This is a genomic window from Cellulomonas alba, from assembly GCF_030362835.1.
Classification (GTDB): domain Bacteria; phylum Actinomycetota; class Actinomycetes; order Actinomycetales; family Cellulomonadaceae; genus Cellulomonas; species Cellulomonas alba.
In genome coordinates this window covers 797,805-814,415 of sequence record NZ_JAUCGQ010000001.1, presented here as the reverse complement: position 1 = coordinate 814,415, position 16,611 = coordinate 797,805, and the positions used below count along the sequence as shown (strand labels likewise).

Genomic DNA, 16,611 nt, shown 5'->3' with positions numbered 1-16,611 from the left:
TCGGCTCAGCGTCCGAGCTGCGCGTACTTCTGCTCGGTCGCGTCCTTCTGCGGCCGCCACCAGGCCTCGTTGTCCCGGTACCAGCCGATCGTGGCCTCGAGCCCGGACCGGAAGTCGCGGTAGCGCGGCGTCCAGCCGAGCTCGTCGCGCAGCTTCGACGCGTCGATGGCGTACCGGAGGTCGTGCCCCGGGCGGTCGTTCACCAGGTCGTACGCGTCGGCCGACTGCCCCATCAGCTCGAGGATCGTCTCGACGACCGTGCGGTTGTCGCACTCGCCGTCGGCGCCGATCAGGTAGGTCTCGCCGATCCGGCCGTGGTCCACGATCGCCCACACCGCGGCGTTGTGGTCCTCCACGTGGATCCAGTCGCGCACGTTCGCGCCCGTGCCGTAGAGCTTGGGGCGCACGCCGTCGACCACGTTGGTGATCTGGCGCGGGATGAACTTCTCCACGTGCTGGTACGGCCCGTAGTTGTTCGAGCAGTTGGAGATCGTGGCGCGCACGCCGAACGACCGGACCCACGCTCGGACCAGCAGGTCGGACGACGCCTTGGTCGAGGAGTAGGGGCTCGACGGGTTGTACGGGGTGGTCGGCGTGAACTTCGCCGGGTCGTCGAGCTCGAGGTCGCCGTAGACCTCGTCGGTCGAGATGTGGTGGTACCGCACGTCGTGCCGGCGCACGGCCTCGAGCAGCGTGAACGTGCCGATCACGTTGGTGTGCACGAACGGCGTCGGGTCGTGCAGGGAGTTGTCGTTGTGCGACTCGGCCGCGAAGTGCACGACGAGGTCGCTCTCGGCGACGAGGCGGTCGACCAGCGCGGCGTCGGCGACGTCGCCCTGGACGAGCCGGACGCGGCCGGAGACCGGCGCGAGGCTGCGCTCGTCGCCCGCGTACGTGAGCGCGTCGAGCACGGTGACCGCCGCGTCGGGACGCTCGCGGACGGTCTGGTGGACGAAGTTGGCGCCGATGAAGCCGGCGCCGCCGGTCACGAGGATGCGTGAGGACACGCCGCGAGCCTAGTCGGGCGCCTCGGACGGGCGGGTGCCTGCCGCCGGGCCCGGCCGGGCCGCACGACGCGCACCGTGACCTGGCCGTTCGCTCGAAGGGGTGACTCCGTGCTCAGAATGGTTGCCCTGTGCCCACCAACGCCGGTGGGTGAGCACCGCCGGAGGGGACCGCCGTGCACCTCGTCGTCCGCGCGACCGTCGTGGTCGCGCTCGCCGCGACCGGGCTGGTCGCACCCACCGTCTCGTTCGACGCCGCGCAGGCCGCGCCCCGCCCCGTCGCGCCCCAGCTGCACCGCCTTGCCGTCCACGGCGTCGACCGCGCGGCGGCCCGGGCCCGCGGAGCGTTCGCCGCCGCGGCGTCGGGCGAGGTGCCCGCAGCGGTGGCGAACCGGCTCGACCCGGACGCCGCCGTGCCGCTGCCGTCCGACCCGCCCGCGACGCCGGCGCCCGCCGACCCGGCGGACGTGGCCGCGCTCGACGCGCCGACCGCGACGGCGCACTTCGTCGCCGCGGGCGTCACCTGGGACCCGGGCCAGGACGTCACCGTGAGCGAGGTCGCGCTCCGCGTGCGCGAGCAGGGTCGGTGGAGCGCGTGGCAGTCGCTCACGCAGACGGTCGAGGGCGTGCCGGGGGAGCGCCCGGGGACCGAGCCGCTGCTGACGAACGGCGCGGACGGCGTGCAGGTCCGGGTGTCCACGGCGGACGGGGCGCCCGCGCCGCGTGGCCTCCGGGTGGACCTCGTCGACCCGGGCTCGTCGCCGGCGGACGGTCAGGCAGAGCCGAGCGCGCCGGCGGCGTCGGCGCAGGCGGCCACCGGCGACGTGCTCCGGCCGCGGATCGTGACGCGCGCGCAGTGGGGCGCCGACGAGTCGCTCGGCTCGCCGTGGCCCGACGTGTCGTCGCGGCTCAGCGCGATGTACCTCCACCACACCGCGGGCTCGAACACCTACACGAAGGCGCAGGCGGCGGCGCAGGTGCGCGCGATCTTCGCGTTCCACGTCAAGGGCCGCGGCTGGCCGGACATCGGCTACCAGTTCCTCGTCGACCGGTTCGGCACGATCTACCAGGGTCGCCGCGACGCGATCGCGGACCTGCCGATCGGCGCGCAGGCCGGCGGCTACAACACCGACACGATCGGCGTGTCGGCGATCGGGAACTTCCAGACCGCGAAGCCGTCGTCGGCGATGGTCGCGTCGATCGAACGGGTCTTCGCGTGGGAGGCGTACGCGCACAAGCTCGACGTGCGCGGCCGCACGACGCTGATCACCGGCACCAGCACCGGGTCGGACACCCGGGCCAAGGCGGGCGCCAAGGTGACCGTCCCGGTGCTCCTCGGGCACCGCGACACCAACGGCACGGCGTGCCCGGGCACGAACCTGTACGCCAAGCTCCCCACGATCCGCGTGGTCGTCGCAGCGAAGGTCGACGCCGCGGTCGCGAGCTACGGCTCGCCGCGGCCGCCGCTCGCGGCCCCCGCGGCGGTGGCGCCCACGGCGGCGCAGTACCCCGTGCAGTGGGCGGGCTCGGCCACCTACGCGTGGAAGCCCGTCGCCGGCGCGGTGCGCTACCAGGTGCTGACCAGCTCGTCGGCGCTCGCGGAGAACGGCCCGGACCTGCGGTCGTGGACGGTCTACGCCACGGTCGCGGGCACGTCGGCGAAGGTGACGACGGATGCGGGCCGGACGCGGGCGATCGCGGTGCGCGGCCTCGACGCGAGCGGGCGGCGCGGCCCGGTGACCGAGATCGCGCAGGTGTCGCGCGCCGTCCCGTGGTCCGCGGTGACCCTGTCGTCGGCGTGGGCCGCGCGGACCGACGGCGGCGTCACGTCCTACCGCGCCGACGCCCCGGCCGCGCTCAAGGTGAAGGTGGCGCAGGCGCGCGCGCTGGTGGTGCGGGTCCGCGGGGACGTGGCGGGCGAGCTTGCGGTTTCGTCGGGCGGCACCGCGCTCGGCCGGCTCGCGGTCCCCGCGGGCGGCCCGTCCGAGGTGCGCACCCTGACGCTGACGCTCCCGCACGTGGTGACCGGGACGGTGACGGTGCAGCGCTCGGCGGGCACGGTCGACGTCGTCGGGCTGGGCTTCCCGCGGCCGCGGGTCACCGACCCGTCGCTCAGCAACGCCCTGCCGCCCGCGCGCCCGGTCGCCGTCGCGATCGCGCGCGGCGAGGCGCCCGTCAAGCTCGGCTCGAGCCTCCGGCTGCGCTGGCACGCGGCGAGCGGCGCGACGTCGTACGAGGTCATGGCGCGTCACGCGGCCCCTGGCACAGGCTTCACGTCGACGTGGACGCGGGTCGCGACCTCGACCTCGACCTCCGCGACCGTGCGGCTCACGACGCGCGGCTACTCGTGGGCGTTCGCCGTGCGCGCGGTCGGCGCCGGCGGCCGGAGCCCGCTCGCCCGGTACGCGATCACGACCCGGCCGCTCGCCGGGGCCGACCTCACGCGGTCCGCGGGCTGGACGGTCGCATCGGTGACGCGCGCGTACGCGAACAAGGAGTACCGGGCGTCGACGGCAGGTCGCACGCTGACGGCCGATCCGCGGGGCGTCGGCGTGCGGCACGTCGCGGTCGTCGTCGACGCGGCGCCCGGCCGTGGCCGGCTCGCGGTCTACGTCGCGGGGAAGCGCGTCGGCACCATCTCGACGGCGGCGACGACCCACCAGCTGCACCGGGTGGCGGTGCTCGACCTGCCCTCGGGGCGGGCCGGCACGGTCGTGCTGCGCACGCTGGACCACAAGCCGGTGCGGGTCTCGGCCGTCGTCCTGGCGCGCTGAGCAGGGCGCGCGGGCCGCGGTCGGTCGACCCAGCAACCGCCGTTACCATGGAAGATCGGCGGGCCTTCGGGTCGCCCACGGTCATGCCCCCGACAGATTGGTCCCCACGACTGTGTCAGCCCCTGCTCAGTCCTCAGGGTTGACCGCGCGCGACGGCGCGGGGCTGCAGGCGGTGCCCGACGGCATCGACGTGCCGCAGCACCCGCTGGTCGTCCCGACGGCCGGCGCCGTCCCCGAGCCGCTCGGTCCGCTCCTGGCTCCGGACGCGATGCGCGAGATCGCGGAGGCGAGCGGGCTGCGCCAGATGGGGGTGCGCCCGCCGCTGCGCGAGTACATCCGGTCCGTGTGGGCGCGCCGCGCGTTCATCCGCGAGCTGGGGTCCGCGAAGGCGTACGCGCGCAACCAGGGGTCGTACCTCGGTCAGGCGTGGGCCGTGCTCAACCCGCTGCTCAACGCGATCGTGTACGTCATCATCTTCGGCCTGCTCGTGCACACCACGCGCGGTACGGCGAACGGCATCGCGTTCATCGTGGTCGGCACGTTCATCTACCGCTTCTTCGACGCGTCGGTGAGCGCGGGCGGGCGGTCGATCAAGGGCAACCTCAGCCTCGTGCGCTCGGTGCACTTCCCGCGGGCGGCGCTGCCCGTGTCGTCCGTCGTCACCGAGGCCGCGACGCTTGCGCCCGCGCTGGCCGTGATGTGCGTGGTCGCCTGGCTGTCCGGCTTCATGCCGGGCTACGCGCCCGTGCCGATCACCTGGCGGCTCCTGTTCCTGCCGGTCGCGATCGTGCTGATGTGGATGTTCAACACCGGCATGGCCTTCATCACGGCGCGGTGGGTCGCGGTGACGCCCGACATCGAGAACGTGATCCCGTTCGTCCTGCGGTTCGTCATGTACGGCTCGGGCGTGCTGTTCAGCATCAGCCACTTCGTGACGCACCCGGGCATCTCCCACGTGCTGCAGTACCAGCCCGTCGCGGTGTACCTCTACCTCTGCCGCTCGACCGTGCTGAACGAGCCGTCGATCCCGATCGACGCGCCGTCCATGTGGATCGCGGGCGTGGTCTGGGCCCTGCTGTTCCTCGTCGGCGGCTTCCTCTACTTCTGGCGCAGCGAGCAGCGCTACGGGCGGGACTGACACATGAGCATGCCGCAGGAGATCGACTTCGAGGTCGACGCCGACGACCTCAGCTTCGCGACCCTCAACAAGGAGCTCGGGACCCCGTCGCTCGTCGTCGACGACCTCTACATCACCTACAAGGTGTGGGGCGGCAAGAAGGTCGGCACCGGCAGCGCCAAGCAGCGCCGCGTGCGCCGCGCGCTCGACCGCAGCCGCGAGCACGTCGGCGCGATCACGTCGGTCGAGGCGGTCCGCGGCATCTCGTTCGTCGCTCGGCACGGCGAGTCGATCGGCATCGTGGGCGTCAACGGCTCGGGCAAGAGCACGCTGCTGCGCGCGATCGCCGGCCTGCACCCGCCGACCGCCGGGTCCGTCTTCGTGTCCGGCGAGCCGTCGCTGCTCGGCGTGAACGCCGTGCTCATGGGCTCGCTCACGGGCGAGCGGAACATCATGATCGGCGGCCTCGCGCTGGGGCTCACGCCGACCCAGGTGCGCGAGCGGTTCGACGAGATCGTCGACTACTCGGGGATCGGCGACGCGATCTACATGCCGATGGACGCGTACTCGTCCGGCATGGGTGCGCGGCTGAGGTTCGCGATCTCGTCGGCCGCGGTGCCCGACGTGCTCATGATCGACGAGGCGCTCGCGACCGGCGACGCCGCGTTCCGGAACAAGAGCAAGGAACGCATCGACGAGATCCGCAACAACGCGGGAACCGTCTTCCTCGTGAGCCACTCGCTCGCGACCGTCGAGGCGATGTGCACGCGTACGCTCTGGATCCACCAGGGCAAGCTCGTGATGGACGGCCCGTCGCACGACGTGTGCGAGGCGTACCGCGCGTTCGTCCGGGCGTCCGACAAGCGCTGACGCCACCTGGTACCACTGCCGACGCGCGACCCGTGCGCGCGCGAGAGGAATCTCCGAACGCCGTGACCGACTTCCGCATCATCCGTACCAGCGAGCTCGTGCTCCCGCCGCACGCCAACATCCGTCGGCTGCCGCCCCGCGAGCCGGAGTTCCAGCAGCCCGACTACCTCGAGCGGTTCGACGCGCAGACCGTGTTCTGCGACGTCTTCCGGTCGGGCGACGACCTCGTGCTCGTCGGTCCGCCGCTGCTCAACCTCGAGGAGCGGTTCGCGGGCGCGTCGTACTCGCTCGACGGCGCTCCCGTGCCGGCGCCCTCCTTCACCGCCCTCAACCGCGCGCAGCGCGGCGTCATCGCCGGGCACAACCAGGGCGACGACCTGCTCGTCGACTACGACGTCGACCACTCGGCGTCGGTGCGGATCCGCTCGGACCTGAGCTCGCTGTTCGACGGCATGAACGTGCTCGCGGCGATGCAGCGCAACAACGAGCTCCACTGGATCCGTGACTGGGCGTCGTTCTACGTGTCCGTCAACGACGTGCAGGCGCTCGCGCTCTACGACATGCGCTCGAACCTGTACCGCATGGAGGACATCGCCGAGGCGCTGCAGGGGATCCGCGGGCTCGAGACCGTCGTGATCGTCGACTGGCCGTACAAGTACGGCGTCCCGGCGTTCTCCAACGGGCAGCCGTGGGACTCCGACTACTGCCAGTACGTCGCGTGGGAGCACTGCCGCCGGCGGTTCCTGCGGTCCGCGCGCGCGGTGACGATCGCCGACCTCGACGAGCTCTTCCTCGCCGACGACGGCAGGTCGATCTTCGCCCACGCCGACGAGGACCCGCACGGCGTCGTCCGGTTCAAGCAGCGCTTCATCGAGCCGGCCGTCAAGCGCCACCCGACGGACGCGAAGACGCGCACCTACGCCGACTACCTGTACTACCTGCCCGAGAAGCCGCTCTCGACGCCCAAGTGGGCGGCGATCCTGCCGCGGCTCGAGGACAGGCACCAGCTGCTGATCCACTCGGTCGGCAACAACCACAGCGCGTTCTCGGACGTGGTCGTCGGGCGTCAGTTCCGGGCCATGAAGCTCGCGTGGCAGCGCAAGTCGTTCGACCGGCACCACCCGGACGTCCCGCTGACCCGCGCGTACGAGAAGGACGCCGTCCTCGCCCGGGCGTTCGACCGCGTCGCGCAGGTGCAGGGCCGCTAGGTCAGCCCCGGAGGGACTCGACGTAGGCCGCGACGTCGGCCGCCGGCGGCAGCAGGCCGGCGGCCAGCGCGTCCGCGAGCGACGGCGCGACCGCGTCCTTGTCCGACAGCGCGGGCGTCAGCGGACCGCCGTCGCGTCCGACGGTCGGCCACGCGATCGCGAGCTCCGGGTCGAGCGGGTGGACGCCGTGCTCGCGGTCCGGCGCGTAGCCCGTCGAGCACAGGTACGTCACCGTCGAGCCGTCCTCGAGCGACATGAACGCGTGCCCGAGCCCCTCGGAGAGGTAGATCGCCCGGCGGTCGACGTCGTCGAGCAGCACGGTGTCCCACCGGCCGAACGTGGGGGAGCCGACGCGAAGGTCGATCGCGACGTCGAGGACGGCGCCGCGCACGCACGTCACGTACTTGGCCTGACCGGGCGGCACGTCGGCGAAGTGCACGCCGCGCACGACGCCCGCCGCGGACACCGAGAGGTTGGCCTGCGCGAGCGTGAGCGCGTGGCCCGCACGCTCGGCGAAGGGTGCGTCCTTGAACCACTCCAGGAACACGCCGCGCGGGTCGCCGAACTGGCGGGGCGTGATCTCCCAGGCGCCGGGGATGCTGAGCTCGCGGTACTCCATGGCGGCGAGCGTAGTTGGCGGGGTGCGTGCCGCGACCGCCCGTCCGGCGCGGAGGGACCGTGGGCCGGCGCCGCCGGGCGTTGACTAGCCTGGCGGGGCCGGGCGCGTCGGGCGGCCGGCGGAGGGGAGCATCGCGTGCGCTGGGTCGTCGTCGGAGGACGGGGCATGCTCGGCAGCGACGTCGTGGACCTGCTGCAGCGCTCGGGCCGTGAGGTGCGGTCGCTCGACCGGGCGGCGCTCGACGTCACCGAGCCGGACGCGGCGCTCGACGCGCTCGCCGGCGCGGACGTCGTGGTGAACGCGACCGCCTGGACCGCCGTCGACGCCGCCGAGACGCAGGAGGCCGCGGCGTTCGCCGTCAACGCCGTCGGGGCCGCCCACGTGGCGCGTGCCGCGCGGGTGCACGGCGCGGCGTTCGTGCACGTCAGCACGGACTACGTGTTCGCGGGAGACGCGCGCGAGCCCTACGCCGAGGACGCGCCGGTCGCCCCGCGGTCGGCCTACGGCCGCACCAAGGCCGCGGGCGAGTGGGCGGTGCGTGCCGAGCACCCCGGCGCGCTCGTGCTGCGGACGGCGTGGCTCTACGGCGCGGGCGGCGCGTGCTTCCCGCGGACCATCGCGCGCGTCGCGGCCGAGCGCGGCGGCATCGACGTGGTCGACGACCAGGTCGGCCAGCCGACGTGGACGCGCGACGTCGCCGACCTCCTGGTGCGGCTCGTCACGGCGGAAGCGCCGGGTGGCACCTACCACGCGACGTCGTCGGGCGCGGCGTCGTGGTTCGCGTTCGCGCAGCAGGTGGTCGCCGCCGCCGGCATGGACCCCGAGACGGTGCGCCCCACGACGAGCGACGCGTTCGTGCGCCCCGCGCCGCGGCCCGCGTGGTCGGTGCTCGGCCACGACGCGCTGCACCGGGTGGGCGTCGAGCCGATCGGCGACTGGGAGCACCGCTGGGCCGCCGCGGCCCCCGAGGTGCTCGCCGGCCGGCCCTAGTCGTCCGCGTCGAGCAGCCCCAACAGGTAGGTGCCGTAGCCGGACTTGGCGAGCGCCTCGCCGCGCACGCGCAGCTCGTCGTCCGACAGGAAGCCCTGGCGCCACGCGACCTCCTCGGGCACGCCGATCTTCATGCCCTGGCGGCGCTCGACGGTGCGCACGTAGTCGGCGGCGTCCGTCAGCGAGTCGAACGTGCCGGTGTCGAGCCACGCCGTGCCGCGCGGCAGGATGCCGACCTGCAGGCGACCGTGCTCGAGGTACGTCCGGTTGACGTCCGTGATCTCGTACTCGCCGCGCGGGCTGGGCCGCAGCTCGCGGGCGATCGCGACGACGTCGTTGTCGTAGAAGTAGAGGCCCGGCACGGCGTACCGGCTCTTGGGCTGGGCCGGCTTCTCCTCGATCGACAGCGCGCGGCCGGACGCGTCGAACTCGACGACGCCGTACGCGGTCGGGTCGGCGACGCGGTACGCGAACACGGCCCCGCCGTCGACGGTCGAGAACCGCTGCAGCTGGGAGCCGAGGCCCGGCCCGTAGAAGATGTTGTCGCCGAGGACGAGCGCCGCGCGCTCGGCGCCGATGAAGTCGGCGCCCAGCACGAACGCCTGCGCCAGGCCGTTGGGCTCGGCCTGCACGGCGTACTCGATCGTGATGCCGAACTGCGACCCGTCGCCCAGCAGCCGGTGGAACTGCTCGGCGTCGTGCGGCGTCGTGATGACCAGCACGTCGCGGATCCCCGCGAGCAGCAGCGTGCTGAGCGGGTAGTAGATCATCGGCTTGTCGTAGACCGGGACGAGCTGCTTGCTGACGCCGAGCGTGATGGGGTGCAGCCGCGTGCCGGAGCCGCCGGCCAGGATGATCCCTCGCATGGCCACCATCTTGGCCGATGGCGCGGGTGCGCAGGGGCCATGCCGCCGCCGTTAGCATCGGCCGACGCCACGCAGGGGCGCGCGCACCGGCGCGCGTGGTCCCTCGCGGACGCACGAGCCGGACGAGGACGGGACGACGCGGACGTGACCACGCCGACGGCGACGGGGCGCAGCACCCCGGCGGTGGTGCGCGCGTCGCGCGCGACCTGGCGCGAGCGCGGCCTGCGGCTGCTCGTCGAGCTCCCCGACCGGCTGCCGGTGCTGCTCGGCTGCCTGGCGCTGGGCGGGCTGCTCGCGGTGATGGCGGGCCAGCTGCGGCCCGTCGTCGTGGTGCCGCTCGTGCTCGTTCTCGCGGCCCTGACGTGGCGCGCGGTGCCCGGCGCCCCCGGTCGCGGCCGGGCGGACCGCTGGGCGGTCGTCGCGACCCTCGTCCTGGTCGGGATCTGGCTGCTCGTGTCGGCCCACTTCGTCGCCGACTACGTCGTCGTCAACCGCGACCCCGGCTTCCTGACGCTCGAGGGCCTGTGGCTGCGGACGCACGCGAGCGCGGCCATCCCCGTGGGTGGCGCCGCGGCCGTCCAGGCTGCCGTGCCCGCGGCTCACGCGTCGGTGCAGGCGTTCGACCTGGTCGGCGGCTCGCTGCACGCGCAGGGCGACACGATGCTGCCCGCGCTGCTGGCGGTGCTCGGCTGGGTCGGCGGCGACGACGCCGTGGTCGGCGGGAACCTGGTCGTGGGTGCCGTGGGGCTCGTCGCGGTGTTCGCGGCAGCCCGGCGCTGGACCGGCCCGCTCTGGGCGCTCGTGCCGACCGGCGCGCTCGCGCTGTGCCTGCCGTTCCTCGTCTTCACGCGTGCCGCGTACAGCGAGCCGCTCGTCGTGGCGCTCGCGTTCGGCGCGCTCGCGGTGCTGCACGCGGGGCTGCGGGAGCGGTCGTGGCGCGCGCTCGCGCTCGGCGGGGGCCTCGTGGGCGTCGCGGCGGCGTCACGCATCGACGGCGCGCTGCTCGTGCTGGCGCTCGCGCTGGCGCTCGGCGGCGTCGGCTGGGCCGTCGTGCCGCGGGAGGGCCGCCGCGCGCTCGTGCCGGGGATCGCGGTCGCGATCGTCGTCGCGGCGGCGCTCGGTGCGCTCGGCGTGCTCGACGTGTGGCTGCTCAGCCGGGCGTACGCGCGGCAGCAGGAGTCGCAGCTGCGCATGCTCGTGCCGGCGGCCGTCGCGGGCGTCGTCGTGGTCCTGGCGCTGCTGGCGTGGCCGCGCGCGACCCGCCCCGTCCGCCGCCTCGTGCTCCGACGTCGCCGCATGCTCGGCACGGCCGCCGCCGTCGGCGTCGGCGTCGTCTCGATCCTGCTCGCGTCGCGGCCGCTGTGGCTGGTGTCGCGCCACAACACGCCCGGCACGGGCGTGCCCGAGGCGGTCGCGCTGCTGCAGCGGACGCAGGGCCTCCCGGTCGATCCGCTGCGCTCGTACGACGAGCACACCGTCGCGTGGCTCGCCTGGTACGTCGGCTGGCCGGTCGTCGCCGCGGCCGCCGTCGGGCTCGCGCTGCTGGTGCGGCGCGCGCTCGTCCGGCGGGACCCGGCGGCGTGGACGCTCGCCGTGGTGGTCGTCGGCGGGTCGCTGCTCTACCTGGTCCGCGCCAACATCACGCCCGACCAGCTGTGGGCGGTGCGGCGCTTCCTGCCGGTGACGATCCCGGGGCTGCTCGTGGTCGCGGGCTGGGTCGCGGCCCGGCTCTGGCGCGCGCGGCGCGCGGCGTGGCAGGTGGTCGGCGTCGCGCTCGCGGGCGTCATGCTCGCGACGCCCGTGCTCGCGTGGCACGTGTCGGCGTCGACGCGGGACCTCGACGGTCGTCGGGCGCAGGCCGAGGCCGTGTGCGCCGAGCTGCGCGCGCACCACGTGGACCGTGTCGTCTGGGTCCACAGCGCGCCGTTCTACTACCTCGCGACCCTGCGCGTGCTGTGCGACGTCGAGGTCGTCGAGCTCAGCAAGGCGCCCACGGCCGCGCAGCTCGCCGCGGTGCGCGCCGCGTGGGGGCCGGGCGACGTCGCGGCCGTGTCGTTCGACCTGGGCGACCTGCCGTGGGCGGGTACGCCGGGGGAGGAGTTCGCGTTCGCGCGCACCACGGAGATCGGCCGGTCGCTCACCGGGCCGCCGACGCAGAACCGGTACCGCCAGTCGGTCGCGCACGGCGGCATCGTGCAGGAGGACGGCCACGTCGCGGGGTTCGGCGGCTGACGGCCGCGTTCGCCCGCTCACCGGGACGGCGCTCAGGCCGTGACGCGCTCGCTCGCCACGAGCCGCTCGCGCGCCTGCGGGTCGGCGACCGCGGCGGGCGTGGCGAGCACGACGGACCCGGCCGCGCCGAGCGTCGCGAGCACCGCGAGCAGCGAGCCGAGGGGCTCGTCGGCACCGAGCACGACGAGGCGGCGCGCACCAGGCTCGTCGGCTGCGCCGAGCAGGTCCGCGAGACCGGCGTGCGGCGTGGCTCCGGCGGGCGTCAGGAGCGCCGCGGCCGAGGGCTCGACGTCGGGCGCCCAGGCGAGCACGTCGCCGTAGGTCATGACGGCGGCGGCGGCGTCGACCGCGCCGGCCGGCAGCGGGTCGGGGGAGCGGCGTGCCAGCGCGGCGAGAGTCACGACGACCACGTCGCGGGCGCGGCTGGCCCCGGCGTCCGCCGCGTCGGCCGTCACGAGCACGTCGTGCGGCGCGTCGTCGAGCACGACGCCGGCGCCGACGCGCCAGGTGGCCAGCGCCCAGACGACGGTGCGCCAGTGGCCGGGCAGGTCGAGCCGCACGCGGGTGCCCGGGCCGGCGTCGAACTCCTCGACGAGCAGGTTCGCCGTCTTGTGCACCCAGTTCTCGAGCACCGCGCCCGAGAGCTCGACGCGCTCGTGGTCGTCGCCGTACCAGGTGAGGCGGGGACGCCCCGGCTCGCGGACGAGGAGGGTCAGCAGGTCGGCGATGGTCGTCGGCGGCACCCGTTCAGCCTAGGGCGACACGCCGAAGTGCCCCGCATCGCCCAAGTTCACCCGACAAAGCGGGACAACTACCACGGCTCCGCTTGACGCTCGCGAACGACACGCGTGTAATTTCACGCAACCGATCCACGGAACGCGAGCAACACCACGCGGTGCTCGAAGGTGAGCCCCGCAGCACGGCCTCACAGCCCCAGACGCACGACCAGCAACCCAGCACCGGAGGCACGCATGTGGAACCTGCTCGACGACGAGGGGGCCTTCCCGTCGGACGCGGCGCGTCCCGCCCCGGCTCAGCCGTCCAACGTCCTGTCCCTGTTCGAGACCGTCGAGGACGACGGGCCGATGGGGTGGCAGGAGCGCGCGCTGTGCGCCCAGACCGACCCCGAGGCGTTCTTCCCCGAGAAGGGCGGCTCGACCCGCGAGGCGAAGAAGGTGTGCTCGGGCTGCGACGTCCGGGCGGAGTGCCTCGAGTACGCGCTCGCGAACGACGAGCGGTTCGGGATCTGGGGCGGGCTGTCCGAGCGCGAGCGGCGCAAGCTCAAGCGGCGCGTCGTCTGAACCTCGGCTGAGCATCCGCGGCTCCCGGGCGTGTCGCGGACGGCGACGCGCGAGGGCGACGGCACGATGACCCGAGCATGACTGACACCATCCTGGCCGCCGGCCCCTCCACGGCGACCTCCTCGGTCCCCGTCGTCACGCCGGTGACCGCGGTGGTCGTGACGCGTGGGCGCACGCCGTACCTCGCGACGACGCTGCGCGCGCTCGCCGCGCAGACGCGACGGCCCGTGCGCGTGCTGCTGGTCGACGCCGCGCCCGTGCCGGACGCCGGGCTGGGCGCGGAGCTGGCCGCCGCCTTCGCCGGTGTCGAGTCGCCCCTGCTGCTGTCGGTCGAGGCGCCGGGCGCCCGGACGTTCGGCCACGCGGTGCGCGCGGCCCTCGCGGCCGACGACGGCCCGGCGACGCCGTGGGTCTGGCTGCTGCACGACGACTCGGCGCCTGCGCCGACCGCGCTCGCCGAGCTGGTGCGGGCCGTGGGCCGGGCGCCGTCGGTCGCGGTCGCCGGCGCCAAGCAGCGCACGTGGACCGAGCCCGAGCGGCTGCTCGAGGTCGGTGTCCGCACGTCGCGCTTCGGGCGGCGCATGACGGACGTCGAACCCGGCGAGCTCGACCAGGGCCAGCACGACGGGCGCGACGACGTGCTGGCCGTCGGGCTCGCGGGCGCGCTGGTCAAGCGCGATGTCTGGGACGAGCTGCGTGGCACCGACCCCGCGCTGGGCCCCTTCGGCGACGGCGTGGACCTCTCGCGACGCGCGCGGCTCGCGGGGTACCGCGTGGTCGTCGTGCCCGGCGCCGTCGTCCGCCACGCGCAGGCCTCCTACCTCGGGCTGCGTGGCCGGGTGGCCGCCGCGGCGGACGCCACCGACCCGGACGCGGTCGGCCCGCAGGGGGTCGACGCCGACGGCGACGGCGAGGACGACCGCGCCGACCCGCGGCGCTCGTTCGTCGCGCGCCGCCGCTCCGTGCTGCACCAGCGCCTCGTGGGTGCGCCGCTGCCGGCGCTGCCCGTGGTGGGCCTCGTCGCCCTCGTCGCGGCGATCCTGCGCGCCTGCGGCCAGCTCGCCGTCAAGCAGCCCGGGCTCGCGGTCGGCGAGATGCGCGCCGCGCTCGCGGCCCTGCTCGCCGTCCCCGCCGTCGTCCGCGCGCGCGTGACCGCGACGCGCACCCGCCGCCTCGCGCGCCGGCGGCTGCGCCCGCTGCAGGCCGGGCTGCGCGACGTCTACGAGCAGTGGCGTGACCGCCGCCTCGCGCGGGCGGCGTCGCGCAAGGTGGTCCAGGCGCCGAGCGAGCTCGAGCTGTCCGAGCTCCGCGCGCTGGCCACGCGCCGCCGTGTGACGCTCGGCGCGCTCGCCGCGGTGCTCGTCGGCGTCACGGTGGTCGGCCTCGGGTCGCTCGTGGGACCCGCCGTCGGCGGCGCGCACCTGCTCGGCACCGCGCTCGCCTCGGCGTCCGGCGGCCTGGCCGACGTGTGGAGCGCGGCGACGTCGGGGTGGGTCGCGGACGGGCTCGGCGCGCGCGGCCCCGCCGACGCGCTGCTGACGGTCCTGGCCCTCCCGGTCGCCGTCACCGGGTCGCTCGCGGCCGTCGTGAAGCTGCTGCTGCTCGGGTCGCTCGTGCTGGCCGGCCTGGGCGCGTGGGCCGCCGCCGGCGCCGCCACGCGCTCGGTCGGGGTGCGCCTGTGGGTCGCGCTCGCCTGGGTCGCCGCGCCCGCGCTGCTGCTCGCGCTCGGCTCGGGCCGGCTGGGCGCGGTCCTCGCGCACGCCGCGCTGCCATGGGTCGCCTTCGGTCTCGCTCGCGCTGTCGGCGTCCAGCGGGTCGACCAGGTCCTCTCGGGCGTGTCGACCGCCAACCACGACCACGAGCCCGACGTGCCGTGGTTCCCCGACGACGAGGACGAGGCGGCGCCGGCGCTGCGGCGGCCGGTCGCGCTGCCCACGCCACGCCCGCCGATCAGCGGCTCGACGCCGCGCGTCGACGAGGTGCCGCTCGTCCGGGTGGGCGCACCCGACCCCACCGGGTCCGTCGCGGCCGCGGCCGGGGCCGCCCTCGCGTTCGCGGTCGTCGCCGCGGCCGCCCCCGCCCTGCTCGTGCCGGGCGTGCTCGCGCTGCTCGTCGTGGCGGTCTCCGTCCCGCGCCGGCGCGGTCGCGTGCTGCTCGTGCCGCTGCCCGCGCTCGTGCTGCTCGGGCCGCTGCTCGCGTCGGTGCTGCACCGCGGGTCCGCCGGGTGGCGGCTGCTCGCAGCGGACCCGGCGGGCCTGCCCGTCGCGTCGACCGGCTCGGATCCTGTTCACCGCCTGCTCGGCCTGCCGGACAACCCGTCGGTGCTCGTTCCGGACGGCATCCACGGCCTGCTCGCCACGGCGTGGCCGCTCGCGCTCACCGCCGTCGTGCTCGGTCTCGCCGTGCTCGCGCTGCTGCGCGGCACCCCGGCGGCACGAGCCGTGCGGGCCGCCTGGTGCGTCGTCGCGGTCGGGCTCGCGGCGGCGACCGCCTCCGTCGCGCTGCCCGTGGCCGTCGACGACGGCACCGTCGTGCACGGCTGGGCGGGTCCCGCGCTCTCGCTCGCGCTGCTCGGCATGCTCGCGGCAGCGGCGGTCGGCGCCGACCGGTTGGTCGAGCGGCTCGCGCGCTTCACGTTCGGCCGGCGCCAGCTCGCGGCCGGGTTGGTCGCGGCGGTCGCGATGCTCGTGCCGGTGGCGTCGCTCGCGTCGTGGGCGTGGCAGGCGCGCGGCGCCGACGCGGTCGCCCTGCACACGCTCGACCGCCCGGTCGTCCCCGCGGTCGGCCAGCAGGCGCAGGAGTCGCCGGACGCCTCGCGCGTGCTCAGCCTGACCGCGCAGCCGGCCGCCGCCGGGGACGCGGTCGTCCGGTGGCAGCTGCTGCGCGCCGACGGTCCCCAGCTCGCCGACCAGGCCGCGGCGGTCGCGACGCGCACGCTCGACGGCGGCGCGACCGACGTGACGCCCGCCCCCGCGGACCCGGCGACCACCGAGGTGGACGGGGTCGTGGCGCGCGTGGCCGGCGCGTCGTCGGGGGACGTCGCGGGGCGCCTCGGCGCGCTCGCGGTCTCCGACGTGCTCGTCCCGGTCGCGCCCGCAGGCGCGGCCGACGCGGCGCGGGCCGCGCGGCAGGAGCTCGTCGGCCGCCTCGACGCGACGGCGGGACTGGCACGCGTGACCGACAACGCCGCGGGCACGCTCTGGCGCGTGCAGGCGACCGCCGACCGGTCGGGCCAGGCAGCGCCCGACGTCGTGACGTCCTGGGCGCGACTCCTGCCGGGCGGCGCCGACGTCTCCGACGCCGCGGCTCCCGCCGTCGCGGTGCCCGCCTCGGGCCGCTCCGTCGACGCGACGATCGCCCCCGGCGGCGCGGACCGCGAGCTCGTGCTCGCGGAGCGCCGCGGCTCGGCGTGGCACGCGACGCTCGACGGCCACGCGCTGCGCGCGGTCGACGACGGCTGGCGTCAGACGTTCGCCGTCGGCGCCGCCGGCGGCCACCTGCAGGTGTCGTACCGCTCTCCGTCGCGCACGCCGTGGCTGGCGGCCCAGGGAGTCGTGGGCCTCGTCACCGTGCTCCTGGCGCTGCCGCTGCGCCGCCGTCGGGCTGGCCGGTCGTGAACGGGGAGCGGGA

Annotated in this window: 12 protein-coding genes; 8 read left to right on the top strand and 4 right to left on the bottom strand. The window is 75.5% G+C overall.

The window, feature by feature from the left end; genetic code table 11:
- Positions 1-5 precede the first annotated feature (5 nt).
- Entirely contained in the window at positions 6-1,007 is a 1,002-nt protein-coding gene (rfbB, locus tag QRT04_RS03665) for a dTDP-glucose 4,6-dehydratase (RefSeq protein ID WP_289453571.1), read from the bottom strand.
- Between the two features lie 173 nt (positions 1,008-1,180).
- Between rfbB and QRT04_RS03660 the strand changes: the two genes are divergently transcribed.
- From QRT04_RS03660 to QRT04_RS03645, 4 genes are all read left to right on the top strand, one after another.
- Complete coding sequence (locus QRT04_RS03660) at positions 1,181-3,778, top strand: N-acetylmuramoyl-L-alanine amidase (protein WP_289453570.1); 2,598 nt, start codon at positions 1,181-1,183, stop codon at positions 3,776-3,778.
- A gap of 139 nt (positions 3,779-3,917) precedes the next feature.
- Positions 3,918-4,916 carry an ABC transporter permease gene (locus QRT04_RS03655; RefSeq protein WP_289453567.1) on the top strand — a complete coding sequence of 333 codons (999 nt, stop codon included), beginning with the start codon at positions 3,918-3,920 and terminating at the stop codon, positions 4,914-4,916.
- A 3-nt stretch (positions 4,917-4,919) separates the two neighbouring features.
- Positions 4,920-5,765 (top strand): ABC transporter ATP-binding protein, encoded by an 846-nt coding sequence (locus QRT04_RS03650; RefSeq protein ID WP_289453566.1) that lies wholly within the window; start codon positions 4,920-4,922, stop codon positions 5,763-5,765.
- Positions 5,766-5,827: 62 nt separating this feature from the next.
- On the top strand, positions 5,828-6,973 hold the full coding sequence (locus QRT04_RS03645; RefSeq protein ID WP_289453564.1) for a hypothetical protein: 1,146 nt from the start codon (positions 5,828-5,830) through the stop codon (positions 6,971-6,973).
- A gap of 1 nt (position 6,974) precedes the next feature.
- On the opposite strand, the gene QRT04_RS03640 is transcribed toward QRT04_RS03645, so the two are convergent.
- Positions 6,975-7,592: a dTDP-4-dehydrorhamnose 3,5-epimerase family protein gene (locus tag QRT04_RS03640; RefSeq protein WP_289453563.1), complete on the bottom strand. Its 618-nt coding sequence runs from the start codon at positions 7,590-7,592 to the stop codon at positions 6,975-6,977.
- Between the two features lie 135 nt (positions 7,593-7,727).
- Here QRT04_RS03640 and rfbD point away from each other — a divergent pair, with 135 nt between their 5' ends.
- The gene (gene rfbD, locus QRT04_RS03635) at positions 7,728-8,582 is read left to right on the top strand and encodes a dTDP-4-dehydrorhamnose reductase (protein ID WP_289453561.1); all 855 of its coding nucleotides are present in this window, start codon (positions 7,728-7,730) and stop codon (positions 8,580-8,582) included.
- Here rfbD and rfbA read toward each other — a convergent pair.
- Positions 8,579-9,448, bottom strand: coding sequence for a glucose-1-phosphate thymidylyltransferase RfbA (rfbA, locus tag QRT04_RS03630; RefSeq protein WP_289453559.1), 870 nt, complete (start codon positions 9,446-9,448; stop codon positions 8,579-8,581). The two genes, rfbD and rfbA, sit on opposite strands and share 4 nt — an antisense overlap.
- Positions 9,449-9,592: 144 nt before the next feature.
- On the opposite strand from rfbA, the gene QRT04_RS03625 reads away from it, so the two are divergent.
- Positions 9,593-11,680 (top strand): hypothetical protein, encoded by a 2,088-nt coding sequence (locus QRT04_RS03625; RefSeq protein WP_289453558.1) that lies wholly within the window; start codon positions 9,593-9,595, stop codon positions 11,678-11,680.
- A gap of 32 nt (positions 11,681-11,712) precedes the next feature.
- On the opposite strand, the gene QRT04_RS03620 is transcribed toward QRT04_RS03625, so the two are convergent.
- Entirely contained in the window at positions 11,713-12,423 is a 711-nt protein-coding gene (locus QRT04_RS03620) for a TIGR03089 family protein (protein ID WP_289453557.1), read from the bottom strand.
- 228 nt (positions 12,424-12,651) lie between these two features.
- On the opposite strand from QRT04_RS03620, the gene QRT04_RS03615 reads away from it, so the two are divergent.
- Together QRT04_RS03615 and QRT04_RS03610 are read left to right on the top strand one after the other, a co-directional pair.
- The gene (locus tag QRT04_RS03615; RefSeq protein WP_289453556.1) at positions 12,652-12,981 is read left to right on the top strand and encodes a WhiB family transcriptional regulator; all 330 of its coding nucleotides are present in this window, start codon (positions 12,652-12,654) and stop codon (positions 12,979-12,981) included.
- Positions 12,982-13,058: 77 nt separating this feature from the next.
- Entirely contained in the window at positions 13,059-16,598 is a 3,540-nt protein-coding gene (locus QRT04_RS03610) for a glycosyltransferase (protein WP_289453553.1), read from the top strand.
- The last annotated feature ends 13 nt before the right edge of the window (positions 16,599-16,611 follow it).